7 protein-coding genes are annotated in these 7,658 nt (G+C 70.8%); 5 read left to right on the top strand and 2 right to left on the bottom strand.

All coding sequences use genetic code 11. The features are described 5' to 3' along the window. Positions 1–24 precede the first annotated feature (24 nt). Both ACTJKO_RS07920 and ACTJKO_RS07915 read right to left on the bottom strand, forming a co-directional pair. Entirely contained in the window at positions 25–774 is a 750-nt protein-coding gene (locus ACTJKO_RS07920; protein WP_440687423.1) for a DUF3027 domain-containing protein, read from the bottom strand. After that, positions 774–1,151 carry a cold-shock protein gene (locus tag ACTJKO_RS07915; RefSeq protein ID WP_440687421.1) on the bottom strand — a complete coding sequence of 126 codons (378 nt, stop codon included), beginning with the start codon at positions 1,149–1,151 and terminating at the stop codon, positions 774–776. The genes ACTJKO_RS07920 and ACTJKO_RS07915 overlap by 1 nt, the downstream gene beginning before the upstream one ends. A gap of 56 nt (positions 1,152–1,207) precedes the next feature. Here ACTJKO_RS07915 and ACTJKO_RS07910 point away from each other — a divergent pair, with 56 nt between their 5' ends. The 5 genes from ACTJKO_RS07910 (at position 1,208) to ACTJKO_RS07890 (ending at position 7,623) form a co-directional block, all read left to right on the top strand. Next, positions 1,208–1,507: a hypothetical protein gene (locus ACTJKO_RS07910; protein ID WP_440687419.1), complete on the top strand. Its 300-nt coding sequence runs from the start codon at positions 1,208–1,210 to the stop codon at positions 1,505–1,507. 29 nt (positions 1,508–1,536) lie between these two features. Then, entirely contained in the window at positions 1,537–3,354 is a 1,818-nt protein-coding gene (locus ACTJKO_RS07905; protein ID WP_440687417.1) for a helicase-associated domain-containing protein, read from the top strand. Positions 3,355–3,411: 57 nt separating this feature from the next. After that, on the top strand, positions 3,412–5,109 hold the full coding sequence (locus ACTJKO_RS07900; RefSeq protein WP_440687415.1) for a DNA repair helicase XPB: 1,698 nt from the start codon (positions 3,412–3,414) through the stop codon (positions 5,107–5,109). Between the two features lie 51 nt (positions 5,110–5,160). After that, positions 5,161–5,856 carry a response regulator transcription factor gene (locus ACTJKO_RS07895; protein WP_440687413.1) on the top strand — a complete coding sequence of 232 codons (696 nt, stop codon included), beginning with the start codon at positions 5,161–5,163 and terminating at the stop codon, positions 5,854–5,856. A gap of 69 nt (positions 5,857–5,925) precedes the next feature. Next, positions 5,926–7,623 carry a sensor histidine kinase gene (locus ACTJKO_RS07890; RefSeq protein ID WP_440687411.1) on the top strand — a complete coding sequence of 566 codons (1,698 nt, stop codon included), beginning with the start codon at positions 5,926–5,928 and terminating at the stop codon, positions 7,621–7,623. Positions 7,624–7,658 lie beyond the last annotated feature (35 nt).

The following is a 7,658-nucleotide window of genomic DNA, read 5'->3' as shown; positions in this document are numbered from 1 at the left end:
GCCTCCCGTCTCTTGTTGGGGCTGTCAGGACCGGTGGTGGTCCGGGTCGGTCTCGGCGGGGTCCAGACGGTCGACCTCGAGGTCGTCGTCCGGGTCGACGGGGCGGACCCGGCGAGCGCGCCGGCGGGCACCACGGGACGGTGCGGGCACGTCGTCCTGGTCGTCGTCGGACGGGTCCTCGTCGGACGGGTCGTCGTCGTCGGACTCGTCGTCGTCCGACTCGTCGTCGCCCTCGTCGCCGGACGCGTCGTCGAGCTCGTCGACGTCGACCCCGTCGATGTCGTCGTCGTCCGACTCGTCGAGGTCGTCCTCGTCGGCGTCGAAGTCGTCGTCGTCATCGGACTCGTCGTCGTCGGACTCGTCGTCGTCCGGGTCGTCGTAGTCGGCGTCCTCGTCGTCGGAGCCGTCGTCGGCGTCCTCGTCGTCTTCGTCGTCGTCGGAGCCGTCCTCCGAGCTGTGCTCGTCCTGCCCCGCCCGGTACTCGGCCAGCCGCTCCGACCACGGCACCCAGTCCGGAGCCAGCAGCGAGCCGTCCCCGGGCATGAGCTCGACCTCGAGCACGGTCGGCTCGTCACCCTCGACCTGCGCGACCGAGACCGTCCAGCGCCACCCCGGGTAGCCGGGCATCCGGTTCGCGAACAGCACCGAGACGACGCCGTCACCCTCGTCGACGGACCCCGCGGGGGCGCCGACGGTGGACTCGGGGGTGACCTCGAGCAGCGCGGTGCGGGCGAGCGCGACGATCTCGGGCGATGCGGGGTCGATCGGGGTCATCAGGCGTCCAACTGGTCTGCGACGTGCCGCAGGATCGCGGCGATGCGGTTGCCGTTCTTCGGGTACCGGCCGTGGCGCAGGTCACCACTGATCCGGTCGAGTTCCTTCACGAGGTCCTCGACGATCACGGCCATGTCGTCCGCCGATCGGCGGGACATCTTCGCGAGGGACGGCTGCGGGTCGAGGAGCCGCACGGACAGCGCCTGCGAGCCCTTCTTCCCCTGGACGACGCCGTACTCGAGCCGGGTCCCGGCCTTCACCGACGTGACGCCGTCGGGCAGCGAGGACGCGTGCAGGAAGACGGGTTCGCCGTCGTCGCCGGTGATGAACCCGAACCCCTTCTGGTCGTCGTAGAACTTGACCTTGCCGGTGGGCATTGGTTGGACTCCTCGTGGTCGTGGAACGGCCGTGGTGCGTCGGATATCCTGGGCCGATGGCCAAGCCGACCCGATCCACCGGGAACACGCAGGACTCCGCGGAACCCCCGGTGACGTTCAATCGTACCGAACGCGCCCTCGCGTTCATGGTCGGCGGGATCTTCATCGCCGCGTTCCTCTGCATGGTCGCCATGATCGTGATGTGGCTGACCGTGCCGAGCGCACAAGCATCGATGCCGTGGCCGGTCATCATGGCGATCCCCCTGATCGGCTTCCCGATCGGCATGGTCCTCGTGTTCGTCCTCCTCGGCATCACCTGGACCCGCCGCGCACGAGCGAACCGGACGGCGCGCTGAGGGGCGGGCCCGACGACGAGCGGCGGACGATGACGACCACCGCAGACCTCGCCGCCCGGCTCAGGGCGATGCCCGACGACGCGCTCGAACGGCTCGTCGTGGCGCGACGCCTCCCCGCCGCGGTCCTCGCCGAGACGGGGCCGTCGCGCATCTCGGACTTCTTCGACCTCGCCGAGGCGTTGCGCTCCGACGACGCCGTCGACGCGGCGATCGAGCACCTGCCGCGCGCGACGCTGATCGCCCTGGCCTCCGGAAGCGGCGACGCCGAGGTGCTCGCCCCCGCGGTCGCCCTCGGCCTCGCGGACGAGTCCGGCGGCGTGGACGACGCGGTCTCGGCCCGGTTGGCCACCCACCCCGACCTCGCGGGACTGACCGGCCCGGCGGTCGATCCGGACCGGGACGCCGGCGACACGACGGCTCCGCCGGTGACGGGAGGCGCGGACCACCTCCGCCCCGCGGCACACGACGTCGAGTCGGGTGACGACGAGCGCTCCCGGACCACCGGCGCGGAGCACGCCTTCGCGACCATGACGGAGCTCGCCGAGCTCCTCCGTGCCGTGGACGAGGGCGGCGTGCGCGAGCTCGTGAAGGGCGGCATCGGCACCCCCTTGGCGAAGGCACTCGGGGAGCGCGCCGGCGCCGACGCCGACGTGGTCCCCGACCGGTTGGCCCTGCTCGCGCGGATCGGCTTCGCGGACCCCGACGACGGCACGTGGGTCACCACGGCAGCGGGGGACGCCTGGTCGGTCGCGAGCTGGCCGGACCGCTGGACGACACTCGTGACGGCGTGGCGGGACTCCCTGGACACTGCTGTCCTCGACGTCCTCGACGCGGCGGGCGATGACCTCCGTGACCTCGTCGCGGTCGGGCGCTGGGCGTACCCGGCGGGAGCGACGTGGCTCGACGCCGTGCTGCTCGACGTCGCCGGCACCGCGAACGCGCTCGGCATCGCGGTCGACGGCATCGTGACCAGCACCGGACGGGCCCTGCTCGACGGCGACGCGGCACCGGCGGCGGCCGACCTCCCCCGGACGGTCGACGGCGTCTACCTCCAGCACGACCTGACGGTGATCGCCCCGGGGCCGCTCGCTCCGGTGGACGACGCCGCGCTCCGGACCGTCGCCGTGCTCGAGGCCCCCGGTCTCGCCGCGCGCTACCGCATCTCCGAGGACTCGCTCCGCCGCGCCTTCCGGGCCGGTCACACCCGCCAGGACATCCTCGCGCTCCTCGAACGGCTGTCGTCGACCGGTCTCCCGCAGCCGCTCGCCTACCTCGTCGACCAGGTGGCGAGCCGCGACGGCAGCATCGTCGTCGACGTCGGGGCGGACGGCACGGGCACCCGGCTGCACGGGACGGCCGACCAGCTCGACCTCGTCGGGGTGGACGCCGAGCTCCGGCAGCTGGCGTGGGAGCGCAGCGACCTGACGACCCTGCTGAGCCACTACCCACCGCACGTCGTGCACACGGCGCTGGAGGACCAGCGGTACCCGGCCGTGCTGACCGCCGCAGCCCGTCCGCCGTCGCGATCCGCGCCTCCAGGACGACGCCGGGTCGGCGGTCGCACCCCGGAACAGGCGGCGCACGCCCTCGTGGAACGGCTCCGGGTGGCCACCGAGCGTGGCGAGACCGAACCGGAGCAGGAGTGGCTCGGACGGCAGATCGACCTGGCGGTCCGGGGACGGACACCGATCCGGGTGACGGTCCGGATGCCGGACGGCAGCGAGCGGCCGTTCTCGATCGTGCCGACGTCCGTGGCCGCGGGGCGCGTCCGGGGTCGGGACACCGCGGTCGATGTCGAACGGACGCTGCCGCTCTCCCTCGTGGTGGCTGTGGAGAGCGACGCGTGATCCACAGGTGAGCCGATCCGCGGCGGCTCGCAGCCACGACGCCTAGGCTGATCCGTCATGAACGGACCGCTGATCGTGCAGAGCGACCGCACCGTGCTCCTCGAGGTGGCACACCCCGACGCCGAGGACGCACGGCACGACCTCGCGGTGTTCGCCGAGCTCGAACGCGCGCCGGAACACGTGCACACGTACCGGATCACCCGACTGGGCCTGTGGAACGCACGCGCCGCCGGACACGACGCCGAGAGCATGATCGGCACCCTCGAGCGGTTCGCGAAATTCCCCGTCCCGCAGAGCGTCACGGTCGACATCCGCGACACCGTCTCGCGCTACGGCCGACTGGTGATCCGGCGCGAGGAACGCGCGGACGCCCCGGCGATCGCGAACTCCCCCACCGAGGCGCTCGAACGTCAGCCCGTCCTGCTGCTCACCTCCACCGAGCCGTCGATCCTGGCCGAGGTCGTTCGGTCGAAGCGGATCAAGCCACTGCTCGGCGACCAGCGGTCCCCGTCGGAGATCGAACTGCAGCCGTGGGCCCGGGGGCAGGTCAAGCAGGAGCTCGTGAAGCTCGGCTGGCCGGCGGAGGACCTCGCCGGGTACACCCCCGGTCAGCCGCACGCGATCGACCTCGACACCGACGACTGGCACCTGCGCCCGTACCAGGAGCAGGCGGTCGACACGTTCTTCGCGCAGGGGTCCGGCGTCGTGGTGCTCCCCTGCGGGGCGGGCAAGACGCTCGTCGGCGCCGGGGCGATGGCGACGGTCAAGGCGACGACGCTCATCCTCGTCACGAACACCGTCTCGGCGCGTCAGTGGCGGTCCGAGCTCCTGCGCCGGACCACCCTCACCGAGGACGAGATCGGCGAGTACTCCGGCAGCGTCAAGGAGATCCGGCCGGTCACCATCGCGACGTACCAGATCCTCACCGCTCGTCGGAAGGGCGAGTACACCCACCTGTCGCTGCTCGACGCACTCGACTGGGGTCTGATCGTCTACGACGAGGTGCACCTCCTGCCCGCACCCGTCTTCAAGCTCACCGCCGACCTGCAGGCGCGTCGGCGGCTGGGGCTCACCGCGACCCTCGTGCGCGAGGACGGGCGTGAGGGCGACGTGTTCTCGCTCATCGGGCCGAAGCGCTACGACGCCCCGTGGAAGGAGATCGAGGCGCAGGGCTACATCTCCCCCGCGGCCTGCTACGAGGTGCGCATCGACCTGCCCCACCAGGACCGGCTCGAGTACGCGGCGTCGAGCGACGACGAGCGGTACCGGCTGGCGGCCACGTCGCCGGCGAAGACCCCGGTCGTGCGCGAGCTCATCGAGAAGCACCGCGGGGAGCAGATCCTCGTGATCGGCCAGTACATCGACCAGTTGGACGCGCTCGCCGCGTCGCTCGACGCCGCCGAGATCACGGGTGCGACCCCGGTCGACGAGCGCGAGCGGCTGTACCAGGCGTTCCGCGACGGGACGATCGACGTCCTCGTCGTGTCGAAGGTGGCGAACTTCTCGGTGGACCTCCCCGACGCCACGGTCGCGATCCAGGTCTCGGGTTCCTTCGGATCGCGACAGGAAGAAGCGCAGCGGCTCGGCCGGCTCCTGCGCCCGAACAAGGACGGCCTGCCGGCGTCGTTCTACACGCTCGTCACCCGTGACACGGTGGACCAGGACTTCGCGCAGAACCGGCAGCGGTTCCTCGCGGAGCAGGGGTACTCCTACACGATCCTCGACGCCGACCAGGTCCAGGCGGCCGTGGGCTGACGCTCGCAGCGCTCCCAGGAAACCACTAGGGAACGGTCAGATGATAGGGCCATGAGCGATGGCCCCAAGATCCTGATCGTCGACGACGAACCGAACATCCGCGACCTCCTGACGACCTCGCTGCGCTTCGCCGGTTTCGCCGTGCGCGCGGTGGGCAACGGCGCGCAGGCGATCTCCGCCGTGCTCGAGGAAGAGCCGGACCTCATCATCCTCGACGTCATGCTGCCGGACATGAACGGCTTCGGCGTCACCAAGCGCCTCCGGTCCTCCGGGTACACCTCGCCGATCCTGTTCCTCACGGCGAAGGACGACACCGAGGACAAGATCACCGGCCTCACCGTCGGCGGCGACGACTACGTCACCAAGCCGTTCTCGCTCGACGAGATCGTCGCCCGGATCAAGGCGATCCTCCGTCGCACCATGAACGACGAGGAAGACGCGATCATCCGCGCCGGCGAACTCACGATGGACCAGGACACCCACGAGGTCACGATCGGCGACGCGCAGATCGAGCTCTCCCCGACCGAGTTCAAGCTGCTCCGCTACCTCATGCTCAACCCGAACCGGGTGCTGTCGAAGGCGCAGATCCTCGACCACGTGTGGGAGTACGACTTCAACGGCGACGCCGGCATCGTCGAGTCCTACATCTCCTACCTGCGCCGCAAGCTCGACCAGTACTCGCCCGAGCCGATCATCCAGACCAAGCGCGGGTTCGGCTACATGCTTAAGGCATCGAAGGCCTCGTAGGCCTTCCGATCCGTCTTCACGGCGGCCGTCGGGTTTCGACCCGCGGCCGCCGTCTATCGTTGGGGAAGCATGCACACGCGAATGAGCCGCTGGTGGGACGGGATCTCCCTGCGCACCAAGATCACCGGGATCACGGTGCTCCTGGTGGCGCTCGGGCTGCTCGTCGCCGGGCTCGGGACGATGACCGTGCTCTCGACGTACCTGATGTCGCAGCTCGACACGAGCGTGAAGAACACCACGGAGCAGCTCGAGGGCCAGAACATCAGCGACGGCGAGCAGTACTGCAAGCTCTCGGTGGTCCTGTCGCAGAGCGCCTACGTCGCCGCGTACAACTCCGGCGGCGACCGGATCTGCCAGACGAAGGCGTCCAGCCGACCCGACATCCGCCAGCTCGACTTCGCCGGTGCGGCGCAGAGCGGTGTGCGGTTCTCGCTCTACGACAGCCAGCACAACCACGAGTGGCGCGCACAGGTGATCCCGGCGTCGCTGCAGGACCAGTCGAACGGCACCACCGAGACCGGGTACGTCCTCGTCGCGGTCTCGAGTGCCGACGCGGACCAGACGATCGCACGCTTCACGGTGATCTTCCTCGGGTTCGGCATCTCGGTGATCCTGCTCGGGGCCATGCTCACCCGGCTCCTCGTCACCGCGACGTTCGACCCGTTGCGCGACGTCGAGGACACCGCCGCACGGTTCGCTGCCGGAGACTTCAACCAGCGACTCGAGGCCGACACCCCGAACACCGAGGTGGGGCGCCTCAACCGCTCCCTCAACTCCATGCTCGAACGCATCGACTCCGCGTTCGAGGACCGCGACCGCACGATCGAGCAGATGCGACGGTTCGTGGGCGATGCCTCCCACGAGCTCCGGACCCCGCTCGTCTCGCTCCGCGGCTACGCCGAGCTGTACCGGATGGGGGCGCTCCGCAAGGAAGAGGACGTCGCCCAGGCCATGGAGCGCATCGAGAAGGAAGCCCAGCGGATGGGCCTCCTCGTGCAGGACCTCCTGCAGCTCGCCCGCATCGACGAGTCGAAGCCGCTCGAGCTCGGCCCGGTCGACCTCGTGGCGATCGCCCGCGACTCCGCGCTCGACACCATGGCGTCGAACCCCGACCGTGAGATCCAGGTGCTCGTCGAGGACTCCGTGACCGGCGAGAGCGTTCCGCACGCCGTCCGCCCGGCGGCCGCCAGCGCGCCGGATCAGACACCGCCGGCATCCCCGACGTCCGCGAACACCACCGGTCCGATCGCGTTCTCGCGCCAGACGATCGCGCGGCTCCGGGCACGCCGGACCCGCGCGATGAACATCGACGCCACGGCAGCGCCGACGGACCAGACCACGCCGTTGCCCACCGTCGTGCTGCCGAAGCGGCCGCCGATCGTCCTGGCGGAGGAGAACAAGATCCGCCAGATCGTCACGAACCTCATGGGCAACGCCATGCGCTTCACGCCCCACGACGACCCGATCGAGATCGGCATCGGCGTGGACGACGAGCGCGGCATGGCGCACCTCGACGTGATCGACCACGGTGAGGGCATCCCGCCGCAGCTGCGCGAGAAGATCTTCCAGCGGTTCTGGCGTGCGGACACGTCGCGCGCACGGGACACCGGCGGCTCGGGCCTCGGGCTCGCGATCGTGTCGGGGATCGTCGCGGCGCACCACGGGTCGGTCGAGGTGTTCGACACCGAGGGCGGCGGCGCCACCTTCCGCGTGTGGCTCCCCCTCCTCCCCCGCGACTACACCCCCGAGCCGACCCCCGCCGCCTGACCCCGGCCCGCCGGCTCCGGCCCGTCCCCGAGTGC

The sequence above is a fragment of the Curtobacterium sp. 22159 genome (genome assembly GCF_052045775.1).
Classification (GTDB): Bacteria; Actinomycetota; Actinomycetes; order Actinomycetales; family Microbacteriaceae; genus Curtobacterium.
This window is presented reverse-complemented; position numbering and strand designations above follow the sequence as displayed.

What these genes read in the sequence shown, in the direction of transcription:
- ACTJKO_RS07920 (WP_440687423.1), bottom strand. Translation starts at nt 774, where the DNA reads ATGACCCCGATCGACCCCGCATCGCCCGAGATCGTCGCGCTCGCCCGC.
- ACTJKO_RS07915 (WP_440687421.1), bottom strand. Translation starts at nt 1,151, where the DNA reads ATGCCCACCGGCAAGGTCAAGTTCTACGACGACCAGAAGGGGTTCGGG.
- ACTJKO_RS07910 (WP_440687419.1), top strand. Translation starts at nt 1,208, where the DNA reads ATGGCCAAGCCGACCCGATCCACCGGGAACACGCAGGACTCCGCGGAA.
- ACTJKO_RS07905 (WP_440687417.1), top strand. Translation starts at nt 1,537, where the DNA reads ATGACGACCACCGCAGACCTCGCCGCCCGGCTCAGGGCGATGCCCGAC.
- ACTJKO_RS07900 (WP_440687415.1), top strand. Translation starts at nt 3,412, where the DNA reads ATGAACGGACCGCTGATCGTGCAGAGCGACCGCACCGTGCTCCTCGAG.
- ACTJKO_RS07895 (WP_440687413.1), top strand. Translation starts at nt 5,161, where the DNA reads ATGAGCGATGGCCCCAAGATCCTGATCGTCGACGACGAACCGAACATC.
- ACTJKO_RS07890 (WP_440687411.1), top strand. Translation starts at nt 5,926, where the DNA reads ATGCACACGCGAATGAGCCGCTGGTGGGACGGGATCTCCCTGCGCACC.